Here is a 19137-nt window from a genome sequence, read left to right as displayed (position 1 = left end):
CCACTCAGCTTGACCATACCGGACTTCGCTGCAGCAAGCCTCGAACATCGCCTCCCAAGCCCGATCATCCGCCGCTCCAAGTATGTCATCCCGGCAAAAGCCGGGATCCAGTGACTTTCGCCCCCAGTCTGTCGAAGTACCAAGACGCCGGATCCCGGCTTTCGCCGGGATGACGGTCCGGAGCGGGAACGTTCCGATGCCTCACCGAAGGCTTCACCGAATGCCCCGACCGCCGCGCGGCTTGCGTCGCATGGCGGCCATCCCCATGCTTGGGGTTCCCCAGCCCGCCGTGACGAGCGCATGAGCCTTCCCGAAATCGACGTAGCCCCGCCATCCGCGCTCGACGGCCAGCCGATCGAGCGCATCGAGCGCGATGGCGTGGAGTACGTGGTGCTGGGCACGGCGCACGTGTCGCGCGCCAGCGTGGCTGCGGTCGAGGCCCTGCTGGCACAGGAGCGGTTCGATGCGGTCGCGGTGGAGCTGTGCCCCAGCCGCGCGCAGGGCATGCGCGATCCCGAGGCGTTCAAGCAGATGGACCTGTTCCAGGTGATCCGCCAGGGCAAGGTCGGCATGGTGGCGGCGAGCCTGGTGCTGTCTTCGTTCCAACAGCGGCTGGCCGAGCAGTACGGCATCCAGCCGGGCGCCGAGATGAAGGCGGCGATGGACGGTGCCGAGCAGCGCGGCCTGCCGTTGTGGCTGGTGGACCGCGAGGTCGGCACCACCTTGCGCCGGGCCTGGCGCAGCGTCGGCTTCTGGCAGCGCTTCGGCCTGCTCGGCGGCCTGCTCGCCAGCGTGTTCGAGCGCGAGCAGATCGACGAGAAGGAGATCGAGAAACTCAAGCAGGGCGACCTGATGGAGAGCGCCTTCAGCGAGTTCGCCAGCAATTCGTCGGCGCTGTACGGCAGCCTGATCAGCGAACGCGACACGTTCATGGCCGCGCGCCTGCGCGAGGAAGCGATGCGTTCGGCCACGCCCGAACCGCGCCGCGTGCTGGTGGTGATCGGCGCCGGGCACCTGAAGGGCATGGGCGAGGCCCTGCGCAGCCAGCAGGACGACCCGGCCGCCAAGGTGGCCGAGCTGGCGCGGACGCCGGCTAAATCGCGCTGGCCGAAATGGCTGGCGCTGGCCCTGGTGCTGCTGGTGTTCGCCGCGATCGCCTACGCCTTCCACCGCGACACCACGCTGGGCACGCAGGCGCTGCGCGACTGGGTGCTGTTCACCGGCGGCTTCGCCGCGCTGGGCGCCATCGTGGCCGGCGGCCACCCGTTGAGCATCGCCGCGGCGTTCGTCGCCGCGCCGATCAAGCCGTTCCGCCCGGGCATCCCGGCCGGCGGCATCAGCGCGATGGCCGAGGCGTGGATACGCAAGCCGCGCGTGGCCGACTTCGAAACCCTGCGCAACGACATCGGCCACTGGAGCGGCTGGTGGAAGAACCGCGTGGCGCGCACCCTGCTCAACTTCATCCTGGTCAGCGTGGGCACGGTGATCGGCGAATACAGCGCCGGCATCCACATCTTCAAGAGCCTGTTCTAGGCGCCGTTCCGGGCTCCGGCCCCCGGCCGCGGCGGTGGCCGATGTTGTCCCTGCTCCGACGCAGCCACTATACTTCCGCGACTTTGCACCGTACCGACCGTCCGTGGGAATGATCTCGATGACTCGACTGCAACTGTTCGGCCTGATCGCGGCCGCAGCCCTGTTCGCCGCTGGCAGCGCGCACGCCGATGGCGACAAGGCCGCCGGGCGCAAGCTGGTTTACACCTGCAACGGCTGCCACGGCGTGACCGGTTACACCAATGCCTACCCGAACTACCCGGTTCCGAAGATCGCCGGCCAGAACGAGCAGTACATCGCCAACGCCCTGCATGGCTACAAGAGCGGCGAGCGCACGCACCCGACCATGATGGCGCAGGCGGAGAGCCTGTCCGACAAGGACATCGCCGACATCGCCGCCTATCTCTCCAGCCTCGCCAAGTAAGCCTTGAAGGACTCTCGCATGAAACGTGCGCTCACCCTGCTCTCGTTCGGCGCCGTGCTGGCGTTCGCCTCCACCCAGTCGATGGCCTCGTCGGGCAGCATCGAGAACGGTAAGACCAAGGCGGCCGCCTGCTTCGCCTGCCACGGTGCCGACGGCAACTCGGTCGATCCGCAGTACCCGCGCCTGGCCGGCCAGTACAACCTGTACCTGCAGCAGGTGCTGCACGAGTACAAGGACGGCCGCCGCAACAACGCGATCATGAAGGGCTTCGTGGCCACCCTGTCCGACCAGGACATCGAGGACGTCGCCGCCTACTTCTCCAGCCTGCCGACCAAGCTCGACACGCTCGAGGGCCACATCCAGGGCGAGAAGTAATCGTCACCGCCAGCGGTTGATCGCCCGACGAAATGCCCGCAACCTGCGTTGCGGGCATTTTCTTTTGAGGAGCGCGCGTGGGCTGCCTGCCGTTGCCATTGCTGTTCGTGTTCGGCGTCGTGGTCGGCAACGCCTTCGGCGGCGATGCCGGCGCCCTGTGGGGAGCCGGCATCGGCCTGTCGCTCGGGCTGGTCTTCACCGCCGCCTTCGTGACGCTGCTGCGCCGCCGGAAGTGACCGCCGGGCCGCCCCGTTGCGTCAACCCATCGCCGACCGGCCCTCGGGCTTGCTGTAGTAGGGGTTGCTGCCGCGCGAGTGGTCGGTGGCGTCGCGCACCTCGGTGATCTCCGGCACGCGCTCGCGCAGGGTCTTCTCCACGCCGTGCTTGAGCGTCACGTCGGCCATGCCGCAGCCGTGGCAGCCGCCGCCGAACTGCAGCACCACCACGCCGTCGGCGCTCACTTCGAGCAGGCTGATGCGGCCGCCGTGGGCGGCGATCCGGGGGTTCACCTCGGCCTCCAGCACGTAGCGCACGCGCTCGACCAACCCCGCCTCCGCGCCGGGCAGCTCGCCCTTGATCCGCGGCGCGCGGATGTTCAACTGGCCGCCGGTCTTGTTCGGCTCGTAGTCGATGCTGGCGCCTTCCAGCCACGGCGCGCTGTCGCCGTCGAGGTAGAAGTTGAAGCCGTCGCACTCGACCAGCCACTCGCTGCCGTCCAGTTCGCCCGGCTCGCAGAACTCCAGCCCGCAGTTGGCGGCGGCCGTGCCCGGCGAGGTGACCCGCAGCAGGATGCCGAAATCCTCGTTGCCCTGTTGTGCCAGCAACCGCCGGAAGTGGTGCTGCGCGCGTTCCGAAATATCGATCATGCCTCGACTCCATGCGCCGGAGGGGATGCCCGCGGGGGTGCCCGCCAAGGGTCCGGCGAAAACAGCACCATTTTAGTCCTGTTTTGCCGCGAATGCTCGGCTTTGACATTTTCGCGCGCAACTTCGACGCTTCGCATCTTTGCCCGGACAGCGGAGAGCAGCATGAGCCACACCGACCTCGCCACCCAGCACTGCCAGCCGCGCAAGGGTCCGGAACACGCGGTCGCGCCGGCCCAGATCGCGCAGTGGCTGCGGCAGTTGCCCGGCTGGCAGCTCAGCGACGACGGCAAGGCGATCGCCAAGGATTTCCGCTTCGGCGATTTCCACCGCACGCTCGGCTTCATCAACGCGGTCGGCTTCATGGCCAACCACGAGGACCATCATCCGGACATCGAGGCCGGCTACGGCCATTGCCGGCTGCTGTGGTCCACCCACGACGTCGGCGGGCTGTCGCTGAACGACTTCATCTGCGCCGCCCGCGTCGAGGCCCTGCTGGCACGCTGATTCCTCCGTGCGCACGCCGGCGCAACGCCTCGTCGCGATCCTCGGCACCGGCCTTGCCGTGGGCCTGCTCCTGCTCGGCCTGCGCCAGCTCGCCTCCACCCTCACCGCCAGCCACCTGCGCCACCGGTCGGAGCAGATGCTGGCCGCCGCGCAGGCCGGGCAACCGCTGTGGCAGTGGCGGCTGCACAAGCCCGGCGACCTGGTCGCGGGGCGCGCCTTCGGCGCCGCCGACGTGCGCGCCGGCAACGACGGGCTGCGCATCGCCAGCCGCGACGGCTCGCCGTTCGAGCTGGGCCTGCCGCTGGCGCAGACGATCGACCTGCTGCACTGGCCATTGCTGCGGGTACAAGGCCATGGCAGCGCCGCCGGAACCCTGGACCTGACGTGGCGCGACAGTGCGGAACGCGCCTGCCTGGCGACCGGGGCCACACTGCCGGCCGGCGACCTGGATCTCACCATCGACCTGCGCGCCCTGCGCGGGCATTCCGCGCAAGGCGGCTGCACGGCGCCTTCCGTCGCCACCATGCTGCGCCTGCGCCCACGGATACCGGCAGGCGCCCGCCTGGAACTGCGCCGGGTAGCCTTGCTTGCCGCACCGCCTGGACCTGCGATGGCCGCGCCCGCGCCTCCCGGCCAAGCACCCTCGATGAATGCGTCCGGCGGCAACCCGCAGGCGGACCCGGCGATGCCGCGCGTCCGCCTGCCCGGCCATGCCTCGGCGGAAAGCCTGCTGCAACGGCGCGACATGGCACGCGCCCGCTGGCCGGCGGCCCTGCTGCAACCGGGTGAGCAGCCGTTGTCGGCATCGCCGCCTGCCCCCTCGCCCGCATGGATGCCGACCACGGCCAGCGGGCTCTATCTCCTGGGCCTGCTGTGGCTGTGGCGCCGCCGGCCGCAATCGGACGGCCGGGCCGGCCGGCTGCTCGAACTTTCCGCCATCCTGGTCGGGCCGTTATGGCTGATCGCCGGCCTTCAATGGGGATCGGACCGGCCCTTGCCTGCCCTGGCGGCCTTCGTCGGCGCCCTGCTGTTCGCCTTCGCCAGGCGGGACGGCGCCCGCCCATGGCGCTGGTTCGGACGCTGGCAGGATGCGGCATGGGCGGGCTGGCCCGTGCTGGCCGCGGTCGCGCTGGTGCTGGCCTGGGGCCATTCCCTGCAGGCACCGGGGTGGCGCGGGGCCTTGGTCTACCTGCTCTGGGCGACGTTGCAGCAATGGCTGATGCTGACCGTGGTCCTGCCGCGGCTGGAGAGACTCCTGCCCTGGTCCGGGATGGCCGTACTGGCTGCGGCTACCCTGTTCGCCCTGCTGCATACCCCGAACGGCGCCCTGATGCAGCTTTGCCTGCTGGCCGAAGCCTGGTGGGCCTGGGGTTTCCTGCGCGGGCGCAGCCTGTTGTCGGTCGCCGTCGCCCACGCGGCCTGCGCCTTGCTGGTACAGGCCGGGCTGGCTGGCGGAGCCTTGCGCTCACTCGAGGTCAGCGCGCGTTTTTTCCAATAGATAGACGAGTCTTTTCCCTTTGACGGCAAGCACATCCAGGAAATTCTTCAAGTCGTCCGGCAAGGTGGCCGAAAAACTGTAGTCGCGCCCGTCCAGTTCGAAGCTGAGGTGCGAGGCATGCAGGAACATCCGCTGCAAGCCCAGCTCCCGGTAGCGCTTGTTCATCTCCTTGTTGCCGTATTTCGGGTCGCCGGCCAGTGGGTAGCCGACGTGGGCGGCGTGCACGCGGATCTGGTGGGTGCGCCCGGTGCCCAGGGTCGCCTGCATCAGCCGGGCACTCGGATACTGCTCGACCTCGCGGAAAAAAGTGAGCGATGGCTTGCCGTTATCGGACACTCTTACCATGCGTTCTCCGCCCTGAAGCACCGATTTCAGCAGCGGCGCGTTGACGTCGAACCTGGCCTTGGGCGGATGTCCGGTCATCAGGCACAGGTACTGCTTGGTGACCTGCCCCGCGCGGATCGCCGCCTGCAGCCCGACCAGCCCGGCCCGGGTCCGGGCGAACACCAGCACCCCGCTGGTATCCCGGTCCAGCCGATGGACCAGTTCCAGGTGCTCGTTGGGGCGTGCCGCCCGCAGCAGCTCGATCGCGCCGTGGCTGACACCGCTGCCGCCATGGCTGGCGATGCCGGCCGGCTTGTCGATGACCAGGAAGTGCTTGTCCTCGAAGATCACCGCCTCGGCCACCTGGGCCACCAACCCGGCGGACGGCCCCTGGCCTTCCGGCCGCTCGGCCACCCGGATCGGCGGGATGCGCAGCATATCGCCGGCCGTGAGACGCGTATCCGGCTTCGCCCGCTTGCCGTTAACGCGTACCTGGCCGGTGCGCAAAATGCGGTAGATCATGCTCTTGGGAACGCCCTTGAGCAGGGTCGCCAGGGCATTGTCGATGCGCTGTCCGTCCCGCTCCGGGCCGATCTCGACTTGACGTACACCTTGAGGTGCGTCACGGGAAGTTGCCGTCTGCATTGAAAAAAACCTGGCGAAATAGGATACTCGGCGGGCGCTACGCCCGGCCCGTCGAAGTTCTTGGAGGGGATCGGGCGCCCGCCCGTGACGTCGGCGAGGATTGCGCCGGCCGCCATCCCCGGCAGCCGGTCGCGGCTCCCTTTCATCGTAACGGTTCGGGTTGCCGTTGTCCGGTATCGAGCGATGCCGGAACGGCCGATGCGCATGCCACGAATCACCCCGGGACCGGAAACGGTACCGTTTATTTGCCGCTTTACCGCAGCGGCGCGATCCCCGGCAGGCCGCCCCCAAGGCGCCACCGCGGCACGCGACGCGCGGCAATGCCGAGGAAAACTACAATGAAGCGCATGTTGATCAACGCAACTCAGCGTGAAGAGTTGCGCGTGGCCATCGTCGATGGCCAGACCCTCTACGATCTCGATATCGAAATCCCCTCCCGCGAACAGAAGAAGGCCAACATCTACAAGGGCCGGATCACCCGCGTCGAGGCCTCGCTGGAAGCCTGCTTCGTCGACTACGGCGCCGAGCGCCACGGCTTCCTGCCGCTGAAGGAAATCTCCCGCGACTATTTCACCCCGGGCCTGGACCCGAACAAGTCGAACATCCGCGACCTGCTCAAGGAAGGCCAGGAACTGGTCGTCCAGGTCGAGAAGGAAGAGCGCGGCAACAAGGGCGCGGCGCTGACCACCTTCATCAGCCTCGCCGGCCGCTACATGGTGCTGATGCCGAACAACCCGAAGGCCGGCGGCGTCTCGCGCCGGATCGAGGGCGAGGACCGCCAGGCGCTGAAGGAAGCGCTGGACCACCTCACCGTGCCGGACGACGTCGGCCTGATCGTGCGCACCGCCGGCATGGGCCGCGACGCCGAAGAGCTGCAGTGGGACCTGGACTACCTGCTGACCCTGTGGCGCTCGATTTCCGAGGCGGCCAGCAAGCAGCGCGCGCCGTTCCTGATCTACCAGGAATCGAAGCTGTTCATCCGCGCCCTGCGCGACTACCTGCGCAACGACATCGGCGAGATCCTCATCGACGAGGAATCGCTGTACAGCGACGCCCGCGAGTTCATGCAGCAGGTGATGCCCAACGCCCTGCGCAAGCTCAAGCTCTACAAGGACGACACCCCGCTGTTCTCGCGCTACCAGATCGAGACCCAGATCGAGAGCGCGTTCGACCGCCAGGTGCGCCTGCCCTCCGGCGGCTCGATCGTGATCGACCAGACCGAGGCGCTCACCGCGATCGACATCAACTCCTCCAAGGCCACCAAGGGCTCGGACATCGAGGAGACCGCGTTCAACACCAACTGCGAGGCGGCGGTGGAGATCGCCCGCCAGTTGCGCATCCGCGACGCCGGCGGCCTGATCGTGATCGACTTCATCGACATGGACAGCCCGCGCCACCAGCGCGAGGTGGAGGAAAAACTCAAGGACGCGCTCAAGCTCGACCGCGCCCGCGTGCAGATCGGCCGCATCAGCCGCTTCGGCCTGCTGGAGATGTCGCGCCAGCGCCTGCGCCCGTCGCTCGGCGAGGCCACCCAGGTCGTCTGCCCGCGCTGCGAGGGCCACGGCCACATCCGCGGCGTGGAATCGCTGTCGCTGTCGACCCTGCGCCTGATCGAAGAGCACGCCATGAAGGACAACACCGGCCAGGTGCTGGTGCAGGCGCCGCCGACCGTCGCCAACTTCATGCTCAACGAGAAGCGCGCCAGCGTGGTCGAGATCGAGCTGCGCAACAAGGTGCACGTGGTCATCGTCGCCGACGACAAGCTGGAAACGCCGCACATCGAGATCCAGCGGATCAAGGAAGCGGACATGGGCGAGCACAGCAAGCCCAGCTACGAGCGGCTCACCGCCGTCGAGGCCTCGCCGGTCCCGAAGATGGGCCAGGCGCTGGGCAGCGGCGAGCAGCCGGCAGTCAGCGGCATCGTGCCGGCCACCCCGGCCCCGGTACGCGAGGAAACGGCCGCGCCGGTCACCACCGCGCCCCAGCGCAGCAAGCCGGCGGCGGTACCCGCCGCCGCGCCGGCCCCGCAGGGCGGCGTGATCGCGCGCCTGCTCGGCTGGTTCCGCGGCCCGGCCGAGGCTCCGGCCAAGCCGGCGGCCGCACCGCAACGCAACAACGAAGCCGGCCAGGCCGGCCGCGGCCCGCGCCGCGACGAGCGCGGCCGCCCGGGCCAGCAGCAGGCCAATGCCGCGCGCCAGTCGCGCCGCGAGCCGTCGCAGCCGCAAGGCCAGGGCCAGAGCCAGGGCAAGAACAGCCAGTCGCGGAACGACCGGAACGACCGCCAGCGCAACGCCGGCCAGGGCGCGAACCGCCAGGCGCAGGCGTCGCAATCGGCCAAGCCGGAGCGGCAGCCCAAGCCGGCGTCCGTCGCCGTCGAGCAGGCAGCGCCGGCCGAGCAACGCGTCAAGCCCGCCGCCAACAAGCCCGAACGCCAGCCGAAGCCCGCCCAGAGCGAGCGTCCCGCCAATGAACGCCCGGCGGCCGTTGTCGCGACCCCGGCCGCCGTTGCGGCGGTTCCTGCCGCCGATCCCGCCAAGGAGGCCGAGCTGGCCAAGTTGCCCGCCGCCGCAGAAGCCCCGGCCGGCGACGACGCCAAGCTCGATGGCGAAGGCGGCCAGGGCCGCCGCCGTCGCGGCCGTCGCGGCGGTCGCCGCCGCCGTCGCCACGACGAGGCCGGCGCCGTCGAGAACGGCATCGACGACCAGCAGGCGCAGGAGCTGGACGACGAGGACCGCGAGCCCGCCGGCGATGCCGTCGAAGCCAGGACCACCTCGGCCCGCGAGCCCCGCTCGCCGGCATCCGCACCGGTTGCTGCGCCCACCGTCGCCGCCGCCGCGGAGTCCAGGCAGGACGTCGCCGCTCCCGCCGAAAAACCCACGCAGCCCGTCGATCCGCTCGACGAAGCGCCCGTCGCCGCCCCGATGAGCGCGCCGGTTGCATTCAACCTGCCACCGCTGCCGCCGATTCCGGAGGCGACGACGGCGCAGGAACAGGTCGAGGCCAAGGCGCCTGCGGACGTCGAGCCGGTCTCGGCGCCGCCCGTGTCGGTGACCGTCCAGCAGCCTGCCGAACCGGCAGCGCCGCTCGTCGCGACGGCCGCGCCCGTCGAAGCGATCGCGCCAGCCGAGGAAATCGCCGAACCGGCAGCCCCGGCAACCGAACCGGCGCCCGCCACGCGCGAGGAGCCCGCTCCCGTAGCGGCCAGCGTCGTGCCGGTGGAAGCGGAGCCGGCTTCGACCCTTCCACTGCCCAAGCAGGGAGACCTGCTTGCGCAAGCCGCATCGGAGCCCTCGGTCGAGAAGAACGAGACGGCCGAGGCCGAGGAAGACAAGGTCGAACCGGCTCAGCCGTACAGGGATGCCTCGCAGGGCTGACCTGACGGCATCGCCGGACCACGAAAAAGCCGGGCGGATGCCCGGCTTTTTCGTGGCTCCTGGAACTCCTGGCTCCTGGAATGGCCGCTCAGCCGCCGACCTGGTGATTGGGCGTGTCGATCAGGCCGTGCACCGTCATCAGGTGGGCCAGCCCGATGACGTGCTCGACGTGCAGCTTTTCCATCAGCCGCTGCTTGTAGGTCGAGACCGTCTTCGGGCTTAGGTTGAGCTGCTCGCCGATCACCGTCAGCGGCTTGCCGCGCACCAGCATCATCGCCACCTCCAGCTCGCGGCTGGACAGCGCGTCGAACGGCGAGCCGTCGTTGCCGTCCAGCGTGGCCAGCGCGAGCTGCTGCGCGACCGCCGGCGCGAGATAGCGCCGCCCGCCGGCCACCTGCCGCACCGCTGCCAGCAACTCGTCCGCCGAGCATCCCTTGGTCAGGTAGCCCAAGGCGCCCGCATCCAGCAGGCGCTTGGGAAAGCGCGCGTCATCCACCACGGTGACGATGACGATGTGCGTGTTGAGCTTGGCTCGGCACACGCGTTCGGTCAGCTCGATGCCGCTCATGCCCGGCATGTGTACGTCGACCAGGGCGATGTCCGGCGCCAGCGTGCGGATCAGCCGCAGCCCCTCCTCCGCCGTCCCCGCCTCGCCGCTGATGGCGATGTCCGGCTGCTGCTGCAGGATCATCCTGAAGCCGGTACGCACCAGTTCATGGTCGTCCACCAATACGACATTGATCACTTCGTTCCCTCCTTGGATGAGAAAGAAGAAAGTAGGTGAGGCTGCCACGGCAATGCAAGATAGGACATAACACCTTTTGGCATATCGAAACGAAAAAACCCGCCATCGGCGGGTTTCTCGAACGGGCTGCGGCATGGCCGAACCCGGTATTGGTGCCCAAGGGGGGACTCGAACCCCCACGCCTCTCGGCGCTACCACCTCAAGGTAGTGCGTCTACCAATTCCGCCACCTGGGCAGGTGTCTTGCTTACTGCTTCTTCGCCGGATCCGTCGCCGCCGGCACGTCGCCCTGGCTCTTGGCCGGAGCGGTGCTGGCCGCCGGCACGTCGCCGTTCGCGGCGGCCGGCGTGGCCTGCGGCACTTCGGCGTTGGCCGGTGCCGCGGGCTGCGCATTCTGGGTTGCCGCAGGCTTGTTGGCAAGACCCGACATCACGCCGAGATCCGCATCCGAAGCCTTATGCGGCGCGCCGTGATGGCTCAGGTACATGCCCATGCCGAGGCTGAGCAGGAAGAACAGCCCGGCCAGCGTCGCCGTGGCGCGGGTCAGGAAGCTGGAGGAGCCGCGCGCGCCGAACACGGTGGCCGAGGCGCCGCCGCCGAAACCGGAGCCCGCGTCGGCGCCGGCGCCGCGCTGCATCAGGATCAGCACGATCATCGCCGCCGCGATCAGGATGTAGAACACGCTGAAGATGACGAACATGGTTTATGGGTCCGTAGCGCTTTAGTGCGCCGCGGCGCAGATTCCAAGGAAGTCGGCCGACGTCAGGGAGGCGCCGCCGATCAGCCCGCCATCCACGTCCGGCTGCGCGAACAATTCCGCGGCATTCGCCGCCTTGACACTGCCGCCGTAAAGCAGCCGGGTCAGACGGGCAATCATAGCATCTTCCTTTTCGAGTTGGCTACGAATGAAGGCATGTGCCTGCTGCGCCTGGTCCGGCGTGGCGGTGCGGCCGGTGCCGATCGCCCAGACCGGCTCGTAGGCGATTACCGCGGTGTCGAAACTGCCGATGCCGTTGGCCGCGATCACCGCCGCGAGCTGGCGCGCGATCACCGCCTCGGTCTGGCCGGCCTCGCGCTGCTCCAGCGTCTCGCCGACGCACAGGACCGGGGTCAGCCCGCCGGCGCGCGCCGCGGCGAACTTGCGCGCCACCAGCTCGTCGCTTTCGCCGTGGTACTGGCGGCGCTCCGAATGCCCGACCAGCGCCCAGCCGGCGCCGACGTCGGCCAGCATGGCCGCGGACACCTCGCCGGTATAGGCGCCCTGCCCCTCGTGCTCGCTGACGTCCTGCGCGCCGAAGCCCAGGCCGGATCCGGCGTGCTCCGCCGCCAGCGCGGCGATGTAGGGGTACGGCGGGAACACCACCACGTCCGCTTCCGTTTCCGGCAGCCGTGCGGCGATGTCGCGCACCAGCGCCTCCGCCATCGAGCGACTGCCGTGCATCTTCCAGTTACCGGCGACGAGTTTCTTGCGCATGCCCTGCTTCCCGGTGCGATCAAACGGCTAGCTTAGCGACGGCCCCATGCCCGGGCAAACGGCTGCGACTGGCGCCCCGGCCGGCGCGCCGTCAAGATGGGCCGGTCTCCGCCCCGGGAATCCAAGCATGCCGACCGATCGCCCGCTCAGCCTGGTCACCGGCGCCTCGGCCGGCATCGGCGCCGCGTTCGCACGCCAGCTGGCCGCGCTCGGCCATGACCTGGTACTGGTGGCGCGCCGCGCCGGGCGGCTGGAGTCGCTAGCGCGGGAACTGGAAAGCCGGCATGCGGCGCGCGTCCACGTGCTGCCCGCCGATCTCGCCGACCCGGCCGCCGTCCACCAGCTCTGCGACGCGCTGGAGCGACGCGGGCTGGCCGTGGACTGGCTGGTGAACAACGCCGGCTACGGCGTGCCGGGCACGTTCGAGGCGAACGCCTGGCGCAACCATGCGGACTTCATCCAGGTGCTGATGACGGCGCCCACCGAGCTGGCCTGGCGCCTGCTGCCCGGCATGCGCCGGCGCGGCTACGGACGCATCGTCAACGTCGCCTCGCTGGCCGGGCACATTCCCGGTTCGGCCGGGCATACGCTGTATGCCGCCGCCAAGGCCTACCTGATCAAGTTCTCGCAGTCGCTGGCGCTGGAGAACCGGCACCTCGGCGTGCAGGTCTGCGCGCTGTGTCCCGGCTTCACCTGGTCCGAGTTCCACGACGTCACCGGCACCCGCGAGAAGATGGACCAGATGCCCGGCTTCATGTGGCAAAGCGCCGAGGAAGTGGCGCGCCAGGGCGTGGCGGCGGTCGAGCGCGGCGAGGTGGTGCACGTCACCGGCCGGGTCAACCGCGCGATCAAGGCCGTGGCGAAGCTGCTGCCCGACCGGTGGGCGCTGTGGCTGTCGGCGCGCGAGTCGAAGCGCTACCGCAACCTGGACCCGTAGCTGCGCGACCTCGCGCCTTCCGGCACCGGCGCACGACGGCGCGCGGCGGCATGCGCTACTGTCTGCGGCCATCGCCCTGCACGAGCACGCCACGATGTCCCTGTTCCCGCAGCACCCGACGATGCGCCCGCTGCCCTATCGCAAGCCGACCGAAGGCCGCGACTACTGGGTGGTGGACGACGTGCTGCCGAATCCCGATGAAGTGCGCCAGCGCTGCCTGGCCCGGACGGACTGGGAATACGGCTATCCGCACACCGGCGAAGTGTGGCCCGGCATGCGCGCCACGCCCGCCCTGCACGAGGACGAGCTGGCCGCCCTCGATGCCCGGGTCTGCCGCCTCACCGGCGCGAAGAAGGTCTGGGTGGAACAGGCCGGTGCCGGGGCGCGGCTCAACCACAACTGCGTGCAGGTGGTCGGCTCGACCGAAGGCGCGGTGAAGCCGCACACCGATTCGCTCAACCTGTGCCGCTACGCCGCCGTGCTCTACCTGAATCCCGACGTGCCCGACCAGTGCGGCACCAGCTTCTATCGCCAGCGCCATGCGAACGGCCAGCTCGGCGGCAACATGGTGATGCCGCCGCACCGCAACCTGGTCGATGCCCTGGGCAACCGCTTCGTGGCGCCCAACGCATTCGCCGAGGACGTGCGCGTACCGCACCGCTGCAACCGCCTGCTGCTCTACAAGGCCAACATCATCCACAGCGCCAGCGCCTACTGGGGGCTGGACGGGATGGCAAGCAAGCGGATGACGGCCGTGTTCTTCTGGATGGCGTGACGGAGAGCGGCCCGGCTTCCACTCTCTCCGACAGGAAAGACTAGGCGGCGCATGCCGGCAGGAAGGCATCGGCGTGAAGCGGGTTTCGACCCGCTTGCGCCCGACGATGGCTCGGGCTGCGGCAACCCCGGCCCTGCGGAGCCCCCTCCCTTTGGCAGGGAGAGGGAATCGACCGCCTCAGATCAGCTTGATCTCGCGCAGGCGCTGCAGCAGGTACTCGTGCGAGGTGATCGAGGTGTCGTAGCGGCTGGGGTTGTCCGGCGTGACGCACTCGGGCACCGGGTCGAGCACCACGTCGGGGTTCGGATGCAGGAAGAACGGCACCGAGTAGCGCGGCTTGCGCGCGTTGTCGTTCTTCGGGTTGACCACGCGGTGCGAGGTCGACGGGTAGACGTGGTTGGTCAGCCGCTGCAGCATGTCGCCGATGTTCACCACGATGGCGTCGCCCTCGGTGGTGATCGGCAGCCACTCGCCCTCGCTCAGCACCTCCAGCCCTTCCGCGCTGGCGCCGACCAGCAGGGTGATGAAGTTGATGTCCTCGTGGGCGCCCGCGCGCACGTTCGGAATATTGTCCTGGGTGATCGGCGGGTAGTGGATCGGCCGCAGGATCGAGTTGCCCTGGTCGGTCTTGTCGTCGAAGTAATGCTCCGGCAGACCCACGTGCAGGGCCAGCGCGCGCAGCACGCGGGTGCCCAGATGGTCCAGCGCCTCGTACAGGCCGTAGCCGTACGGCTTGAACTCCGGCACCTCGCCCGGCCACAGGTTCGGCGGCATCACGTCGGCGAACTTCGAGTCGCGCGGGATCTCGCGGCCGATGTGCCAGAACTCCTTGAGGTCGGCGTACTGGCTGTCCTTGGCGGTCTCCACCTTGAACGGCGTGTAGCCGCGCGCGCCGCCGCCGCCCGGCACGTGGTACTTCATCTTGGTTTCGGTGGGCAGCGCGAAGAAGCGCTGGAAGGCGTCGTAGGAGCCGTCGATCAGTTCGCGCGCGATGCCGTGGCCGCTGATGCAGCAGAAGCCGAATTCGCGGTAGGCCGCGCCAAGCTCGGCGACGAAGGCGTCGCGGTCGGTGTCGTAGCGGCGGATGTCGAGGGTAGGAACGTTCTTCATGTCGGGTCCACAGGTTGGCGTGCGGTCGATTTGATCCGCCACCGCAGGGGCGGGGCACGTCGGGCCAATCCATGGCGACCCGGGTTCAACAGGTTCACGAGCGTTCGGCGACGGATTTTACGACGTCCGCCAGCTTCTCCGCCAACTGCCGCACCTCGCCCTCGTCGGCGGCTTCCACCGTCACCCGCACCACCGGCTCGGTGCCCGAGGCGCGCAGGAACACCCGCCCCCGGCCCTGCAGCACGCCTTCCGCCTCCGCCAGCGCGTCGCGCACCGCCGGGTGTTCCAGCATGTCGCGCGCCGAGCCGACCACGCGCACGTTGAGCATCACCTGCGGCAGCTTGCGCAGCCCCTGCCGCGCGGCGGCCAGGTCCTGTCCGGCCTGGCCCAGCGCTTCCAGCACGGCCAGCGCGGCGACGATGCCGTCGCCGGTGGTGGCGCGGTCCAGGCAGAGGATGTGGCCGGAGGTCTCGCCGCCCAGCACGCCGTCGTTGGCCTTGAGCTGCTGCAGCACGAAGCGGTCGCCGACGTTGGCGCGGATCAGCGCCACCCCGGTTTCCGCCAGCGCCTGCTGCAGGCCGTAGTTGCTCATCAGGGTGCCGACCACCGGCCCCTTCAGCACGCCCTGCGCCTGCATGCTGCGGGCGAGCACGTAGAGGATGTCGTCGCCGTCGGCCAGCATGCCGTGGCGATCGACCAGGATCACCCGGTCGCCGTCGCCGTCGAAGGCGATGCCGATGTCCGCCGCATGGTCCAGCACGGCCTGCTGCAGGGCCTGCGGATGGGTCGAGCCGACCGCGCGGTTGATGTTGAAGCCGTCCGGCTTGTCGCCGATCGCCACCACCTCGGCGCCCAGCTCGGCGAACACCTTGGGGGCGACCTGGTAGGTGGCGCCGTTGGCGCAGTCGAGCACCAGCCTGACGCCGCGCAGGCTGAATTCCTCCGGCACGGTGGCCTTGCAGAACTCGGCGTAGCGCGCCACCGCATCGCCGATGCGGGTGGCCTTGCCGAGCTGCTCGGAGGCCACGGTGACGAACTCCGCGTCCACTTCCCGCTCGATCGCCAGCTCGATCTCGTCGGAGAGCTTTTCGCCGGTGGCGGAGAAGAACTTGATGCCGTTGTCGTGGTGCGGGTTGTGCGAGGCGCTTATCACGATGCCGGCCACCGCGCGCATGGAGCGCGTGAGAAAGGCCACCGCCGGCGTCGGCATCGGCCCGAGCAGGCCCACGTCCACGCCGGCCGCGACCAGGCCGGCTTCCAGCGCCGACTCGAACATGTAGCCGGACACGCGGGTGTCCTTGCCGATCAGCACCAGCGGCCGCTGCCTGCTGCCGCGCGCCAGCACGGCGCCGGCGGCGCGGCCGAGGCGCAGCATGAAATCGGCGCTGATCGGCCACTGCCCGACCAGGCCGCGAATGCCATCGGTGCCGAAATACTTGCGTTGGGTCATCGTCGTTCCTTGTCGCGCCGCCGGTGCCGGCGGCGCATGCGTTCAGTTCACTCGTCGTCGGGCCAGCGCGGCGCCGCCGGGCGGTCGTCGCGGCGCGGTGCCGCATCGCCGGCCTTCACCGCCTGCCATACGGCAAGGGCGTCGACGGTAGCCGCCACATCATGTACGCGAACCATCCGCGCGCCGCGCTGCACGGCGATCAGCGCCGCCGCCACCGAGCCCGCCGCGCGTCCGGCCGGATCGGCGCGCCCGGTCAGCGTGCCGATCATCGACTTGCGCGACAGCCCCGCGTACACGCCGCTGCCGAGGTCGGCGAAGCGTTCGAGCGCGCGCAGCAGGGCCAGGTTGTGTTCCAGCGTCTTGCCGAAGCAGAAGCCCGGGTCGACCATCACCTTGCGCCGGTCGATGCCGGCCAGCTCGCAGGCGAACAGCCGGTCGGCGAGGAAGCGGTGCACTTCGCCGACCACGTCGTCGTAGCGCGGGTCGTCCTGCATGGTGCGCGGCTCGCCCAGCATGTGCATCAGGCACACCGGTACGCCCAGCGCGGCGGCGGCTTCCAGCGCGCCGTCGCGGCGCAGCGCGTAGACGTCGTTGACCATGCCGGCGCCGGCGGCCACCGCGGCGCGCATCACCTCCGGCTTGGAGGTATCGACCGCGATCGGCAGCGCGGTGCGCGCGGCGAGCCGCTCGATCACCGGGATCACCCGGTGCAGTTCCTCGTCCAGCGGCACCTCGCCCGCGCCGGGGCGGGTGGACTCGCCGCCGACGTCGAGCATGTCCGCGCCCTGCTCCGCCAGCGCCAGCCCGTGCGCCACGGCAGCGTCCACGCCGGCATGCGCGCCGCCGTCGGAGAACGAGTCGGGCGTGACGTTGAGGATGCCGACCACGCGCGGGCGGTCGAGCACCAGCGGACGGCCGCCGCAATCGAGCACGGTGGCGAACGGATCGGTCGTCATGTCATGTCCTCGGTGATGGCGCCCGGGTTCAGGCTTCGCCGCCCAGCGCGCCCATATGCCGGCGGTAGTAGCGCAACTCGTCGATGGAGTCGCGGATGTCGGATAGGGCCGTATGCGCCGACTCCTTGCCCAGGCCCCTGGCGATCGCCGGCGCCCAGCGCCGGGCCAGTTCCTTGAGCGTGGACACGTCCAGGTTGCGGTAGTGGAAATAGCGTTCCAGCCGCGGCATCTGGCGATGCATGAAGCGGCGGTCCTGGCAGATCGAGTTGCCGCACATCGGCGACTTGCCGGCGGGCACCCAGGCTTTGAGGAAATCCACCGTGGCCTGCTCGGCCACGGCGTGGTCGACGGTGGAGTCGAGCACCTGCTGCCACAGGCCCGAGCGGCTGTGCTGGTTGCGGTTCCAGCTATCCATCGCCTCCAGCCGGTCCACCTCGTGGCGGATCGCGAACACCGGGCCTTCGGCCAGGACGTTCAACTCCTTGTCGGTGACGATGGTGGCTATTTCCAGGATGGAATCGGCGTCCGTGTCGAGGCCGGTCATCTCCAGATCGATCCAGATCAGATTGTCGTCGTTGGCTTGGCTCATGCTTCCTCCCGGGAGCGCGCAGTTTACAGCAGCCATTGCCCGATCCTGCCCGGATAGGCCGAACGGCATGCGATGATCGCGGGCATGCAGACCTTCTTCTGGCACGACTACGAGACCTTCGGCGCCGACACCCGGCGCGACCGGCCGGTGCAGTTCGCCGGCATCCGCACCGACATGGACCTGGAGATCGTCGGCGAGCCGGTGATGTTCTTCTGCCAGCCGCCGCGCGAGATGCCGCCGCAGCCCGAAGCCTGCCTGATCACCGGCATCACGCCGCAGCAGGCCGCGCGCGAAGGCGTGCGCGAGGCCGAGTTCGCCGCCCGCGTTCACGAGGAGCTGGCCGCTCCGGGCACCTGCGGCGTGGGCTACAACTCGCTGCGCTTCGACGACGAGGTCACCCGGCAACTGCTGTACCGCAACTTCTACGAGCCCTACGGGCGCGAGTGGGAGAACGGCAACTCGCGCTGGGACCTGATCGACCTGGTGCGGATGTGCCAGGCGCTGCGCCCGGAGGGCATCGTCTGGCCGACGCGCGAGGACGGCACGCCCAGCTTCAAGCTCGAGCACCTGGCGCAGGCCAACCGCCTGCAGCAGGAGCGCGCGCACGACGCGCTGTCCGACGTGCACGCCCTGATCGACCTGGCGCGGCTGATCCGCGTACGCCAGCCGCGCCTGTGGGACTGGCACTACGAGCTGCGCCGCAAGCAGAAGGTGTTCGGCCTGCTCGACGTGGCCGGCATGACGCCGCTGGTGCACGTCTCCTCGCGCTATCCCGCCAGCCGCCACTGCGTGGCCGTGATCGCGCCGCTGGCGCCGCACCCGAGCCGGCCCGGCGAGGTGATCGTGTACGACCTCGCCACCGACCCGGCCGAGCTGCTGGCGCTGGACGAGGACGAGATCGCCGACCGCGTGTTCACCGCCCGCGCCGACCTGCCCGAAGGGGTGGAACGCATCCCCCTGCGCACCGTGCGCGCCAACCGCTCGCCGGCGCTGGCGCCGCTGTCGGCGCTCAAGGGCGTGGACCTGCAGCGGTTGCAGATCGATCTCGACCGCAGCCTGGCCCACCGCGACGTGCTGCGCGCAGCCGACGGCCTCGCGGCGAAGCTGCGGCGCGTGTTCGCGCGCGCCGCCGAGCTGCCTCCCGCGGAAGATCCGGAGCTGGCGCTGTACGGCGGGTTCCTGCCCGATGCCGACAAGCGCCTGCTCGGCGAGGTGCGCGCCACCCCGCCCGAGCAACTGGGCCTGCGCCCGTTCCCGTTCCGCGATCCGCGCTACCCGGAACTGCTGTTCCGCTACCGCGCCCGCAACTGGCCACAGACGCTGACGGACGAGGAGCGCCTGCGCTGGGAGGCCTTCCGCCGCAGGCGGCTGACCCAGCACACCGCGCTGACCGGCCTCACCCTCGACGACTACGCCGCCCGGCTGGCCGAACTGCGCAACGATCCGCTGGCGCAGGGCAAGCAGGCGGTGCTCGACCAGTTGCAGGCCTGGGGCGACGAGCTGGCCCTGGAACTTGCCCCCCTGTCCCCCTGATCCTCCCG

The 19137-nt window shown here is 69.8% G+C and carries 19 protein-coding genes and 1 tRNA gene; 10 read left to right on the top strand and 10 right to left on the bottom strand.

Translation table 11 applies throughout. From position 1 onward, the window contains the following. Nucleotides 1-300 precede the first annotated feature (300 nt). From ASG87_RS14535 to ASG87_RS20675, 4 genes are all read left to right on the top strand, one after another. The gene (locus ASG87_RS14535) at nucleotides 301-1533 is read left to right on the top strand and encodes a TraB/GumN family protein (protein WP_056006665.1); all 1233 of its coding nucleotides are present in this window, start codon (nucleotides 301-303) and stop codon (nucleotides 1531-1533) included. A gap of 118 nt (nucleotides 1534-1651) precedes the next feature. Then, a complete protein-coding gene (locus tag ASG87_RS14530) occupies nucleotides 1652-1975 on the top strand; it encodes a cytochrome c (RefSeq protein ID WP_056007316.1) in 324 nt (107 codons plus the stop codon). Nucleotides 1976-1993: 18 nt separating this feature from the next. Next, entirely contained in the window at nucleotides 1994-2350 is a 357-nt protein-coding gene (locus ASG87_RS14525) for a cytochrome c (RefSeq protein WP_056006661.1), read from the top strand. Nucleotides 2351-2427: 77 nt separating this feature from the next. Further along, nucleotides 2428-2586 carry a hypothetical protein gene (locus ASG87_RS20675; RefSeq protein WP_200949122.1) on the top strand — a complete coding sequence of 53 codons (159 nt, stop codon included), beginning with the start codon at nucleotides 2428-2430 and terminating at the stop codon, nucleotides 2584-2586. 21 nt (nucleotides 2587-2607) lie between these two features. Here ASG87_RS20675 and ASG87_RS14520 read toward each other — a convergent pair whose 3' ends face one another. Further along, entirely contained in the window at nucleotides 2608-3216 is a 609-nt protein-coding gene (locus ASG87_RS14520; protein ID WP_056006658.1) for an NfuA family Fe-S biogenesis protein, read from the bottom strand. A gap of 162 nt (nucleotides 3217-3378) precedes the next feature. On the opposite strand from ASG87_RS14520, the gene ASG87_RS14515 reads away from it, so the two are divergent. Together ASG87_RS14515 and ASG87_RS14510 are read left to right on the top strand one after the other, a co-directional pair. Then, nucleotides 3379-3720, top strand: coding sequence for a 4a-hydroxytetrahydrobiopterin dehydratase (locus tag ASG87_RS14515; RefSeq protein ID WP_056006655.1), 342 nt, complete (start codon nucleotides 3379-3381; stop codon nucleotides 3718-3720). A gap of 7 nt (nucleotides 3721-3727) precedes the next feature. After that, nucleotides 3728-5218 carry a CPBP family glutamic-type intramembrane protease gene (locus tag ASG87_RS14510; RefSeq protein ID WP_056006653.1) on the top strand — a complete coding sequence of 497 codons (1491 nt, stop codon included), beginning with the start codon at nucleotides 3728-3730 and terminating at the stop codon, nucleotides 5216-5218. On the opposite strand, the gene ASG87_RS14505 is transcribed toward ASG87_RS14510, so the two are convergent. Then, on the bottom strand, nucleotides 5186-6187 hold the full coding sequence (locus tag ASG87_RS14505) for an RluA family pseudouridine synthase (RefSeq protein WP_082583006.1): 1002 nt from the start codon (nucleotides 6185-6187) through the stop codon (nucleotides 5186-5188). The two genes, ASG87_RS14510 and ASG87_RS14505, sit on opposite strands and share 33 nt — an antisense overlap. A 338-nt stretch (nucleotides 6188-6525) precedes the next feature. Here ASG87_RS14505 and ASG87_RS14500 point away from each other — a divergent pair, with 338 nt between their 5' ends. Further along, the gene (locus ASG87_RS14500; protein WP_056006647.1) at nucleotides 6526-9561 is read left to right on the top strand and encodes an Rne/Rng family ribonuclease; all 3036 of its coding nucleotides are present in this window, start codon (nucleotides 6526-6528) and stop codon (nucleotides 9559-9561) included. A gap of 88 nt (nucleotides 9562-9649) precedes the next feature. On the opposite strand, the gene ASG87_RS14495 is transcribed toward ASG87_RS14500, so the two are convergent. From ASG87_RS14495 to tpiA, 4 genes are all read right to left on the bottom strand, one after another. Continuing rightward, nucleotides 9650-10306: a response regulator gene (locus ASG87_RS14495; RefSeq protein ID WP_056006645.1), complete on the bottom strand. Its 657-nt coding sequence runs from the start codon at nucleotides 10304-10306 to the stop codon at nucleotides 9650-9652. Nucleotides 10307-10456: 150 nt separating this feature from the next. Beyond that, nucleotides 10457-10541 (bottom strand) — tRNA-Leu (locus ASG87_RS14490). Between the two features lie 11 nt (nucleotides 10542-10552). Continuing rightward, on the bottom strand, nucleotides 10553-11005 hold the full coding sequence (gene secG, locus ASG87_RS14485) for a preprotein translocase subunit SecG (RefSeq protein ID WP_056006642.1): 453 nt from the start codon (nucleotides 11003-11005) through the stop codon (nucleotides 10553-10555). 21 nt (nucleotides 11006-11026) lie between these two features. Beyond that, complete coding sequence (gene tpiA / locus ASG87_RS14480; protein WP_056006639.1) at nucleotides 11027-11779, bottom strand: triose-phosphate isomerase; 753 nt, start codon at nucleotides 11777-11779, stop codon at nucleotides 11027-11029. 127 nt (nucleotides 11780-11906) lie between these two features. Here tpiA and ASG87_RS14475 point away from each other — a divergent pair, with 127 nt between their 5' ends. Then, nucleotides 11907-12716: an SDR family oxidoreductase gene (locus ASG87_RS14475; RefSeq protein WP_056006636.1), complete on the top strand. Its 810-nt coding sequence runs from the start codon at nucleotides 11907-11909 to the stop codon at nucleotides 12714-12716. Nucleotides 12717-12810: 94 nt separating this feature from the next. Beyond that, entirely contained in the window at nucleotides 12811-13491 is a 681-nt protein-coding gene (locus ASG87_RS14470) for a DUF6445 family protein (RefSeq protein WP_056006633.1), read from the top strand. 177 nt (nucleotides 13492-13668) lie between these two features. On the opposite strand, the gene ASG87_RS14465 is transcribed toward ASG87_RS14470, so the two are convergent. From ASG87_RS14465 to orn, 4 genes are all read right to left on the bottom strand, one after another. Beyond that, complete coding sequence (locus ASG87_RS14465) at nucleotides 13669-14601, bottom strand: 2-oxoglutarate and iron-dependent oxygenase domain-containing protein (protein ID WP_056006630.1); 933 nt, start codon at nucleotides 14599-14601, stop codon at nucleotides 13669-13671. Between the two features lie 94 nt (nucleotides 14602-14695). Next, a complete protein-coding gene (gene glmM, locus ASG87_RS14460) occupies nucleotides 14696-16051 on the bottom strand; it encodes a phosphoglucosamine mutase (RefSeq protein ID WP_056006627.1) in 1356 nt (451 codons plus the stop codon). 47 nt (nucleotides 16052-16098) lie between these two features. After that, nucleotides 16099-17007 carry a dihydropteroate synthase gene (gene folP / locus ASG87_RS14455; RefSeq protein ID WP_056006624.1) on the bottom strand — a complete coding sequence of 303 codons (909 nt, stop codon included), beginning with the start codon at nucleotides 17005-17007 and terminating at the stop codon, nucleotides 16099-16101. Between the two features lie 28 nt (nucleotides 17008-17035). Continuing rightward, entirely contained in the window at nucleotides 17036-17596 is a 561-nt protein-coding gene (gene orn, locus ASG87_RS14450; RefSeq protein WP_056006620.1) for an oligoribonuclease, read from the bottom strand. 84 nt (nucleotides 17597-17680) lie between these two features. On the opposite strand from orn, the gene sbcB reads away from it, so the two are divergent. After that, the gene (sbcB, locus tag ASG87_RS14445; protein ID WP_056007313.1) at nucleotides 17681-19129 is read left to right on the top strand and encodes an exodeoxyribonuclease I; all 1449 of its coding nucleotides are present in this window, start codon (nucleotides 17681-17683) and stop codon (nucleotides 19127-19129) included. The last annotated feature ends 8 nt before the right edge of the window (nucleotides 19130-19137 follow it).

Source organism: Frateuria sp. Soil773 (assembly GCF_001428405.1).
Lineage (GTDB): Bacteria > Pseudomonadota > Gammaproteobacteria > Xanthomonadales > Rhodanobacteraceae > LMSL01.
This window is presented reverse-complemented; position numbering and strand designations above follow the sequence as displayed.

Coding starts and splice junctions, on each gene's coding strand:
- ASG87_RS14465 (WP_056006630.1), bottom strand. CDS start 14,601: ATGAAGAACGTTCCTACCCTCGACATCCGCCGCTACGACACCGACCGC.
- ASG87_RS14535 (WP_056006665.1), top strand. CDS start 301: ATGAGCCTTCCCGAAATCGACGTAGCCCCGCCATCCGCGCTCGACGGC.
- orn (WP_056006620.1), bottom strand. CDS start 17,596: ATGAGCCAAGCCAACGACGACAATCTGATCTGGATCGATCTGGAGATG.
- glmM (WP_056006627.1), bottom strand. CDS start 16,051: ATGACCCAACGCAAGTATTTCGGCACCGATGGCATTCGCGGCCTGGTC.
- ASG87_RS14515 (WP_056006655.1), top strand. CDS start 3,379: ATGAGCCACACCGACCTCGCCACCCAGCACTGCCAGCCGCGCAAGGGT.
- ASG87_RS14520 (WP_056006658.1), bottom strand. CDS start 3,216: ATGATCGATATTTCGGAACGCGCGCAGCACCACTTCCGGCGGTTGCTG.
- secG (WP_056006642.1), bottom strand. CDS start 11,005: ATGTTCGTCATCTTCAGCGTGTTCTACATCCTGATCGCGGCGGCGATG.
- ASG87_RS14500 (WP_056006647.1), top strand. CDS start 6,526: ATGAAGCGCATGTTGATCAACGCAACTCAGCGTGAAGAGTTGCGCGTG.
- folP (WP_056006624.1), bottom strand. CDS start 17,007: ATGACGACCGATCCGTTCGCCACCGTGCTCGATTGCGGCGGCCGTCCG.
- ASG87_RS14470 (WP_056006633.1), top strand. CDS start 12,811: ATGTCCCTGTTCCCGCAGCACCCGACGATGCGCCCGCTGCCCTATCGC.
- tpiA (WP_056006639.1), bottom strand. CDS start 11,779: ATGCGCAAGAAACTCGTCGCCGGTAACTGGAAGATGCACGGCAGTCGC.
- ASG87_RS14475 (WP_056006636.1), top strand. CDS start 11,907: ATGCCGACCGATCGCCCGCTCAGCCTGGTCACCGGCGCCTCGGCCGGC.
- ASG87_RS14505 (WP_082583006.1), bottom strand. CDS start 6,187: ATGCAGACGGCAACTTCCCGTGACGCACCTCAAGGTGTACGTCAAGTC.
- sbcB (WP_056007313.1), top strand. CDS start 17,681: ATGCAGACCTTCTTCTGGCACGACTACGAGACCTTCGGCGCCGACACC.
- ASG87_RS14525 (WP_056006661.1), top strand. CDS start 1,994: ATGAAACGTGCGCTCACCCTGCTCTCGTTCGGCGCCGTGCTGGCGTTC.
- ASG87_RS14530 (WP_056007316.1), top strand. CDS start 1,652: ATGACTCGACTGCAACTGTTCGGCCTGATCGCGGCCGCAGCCCTGTTC.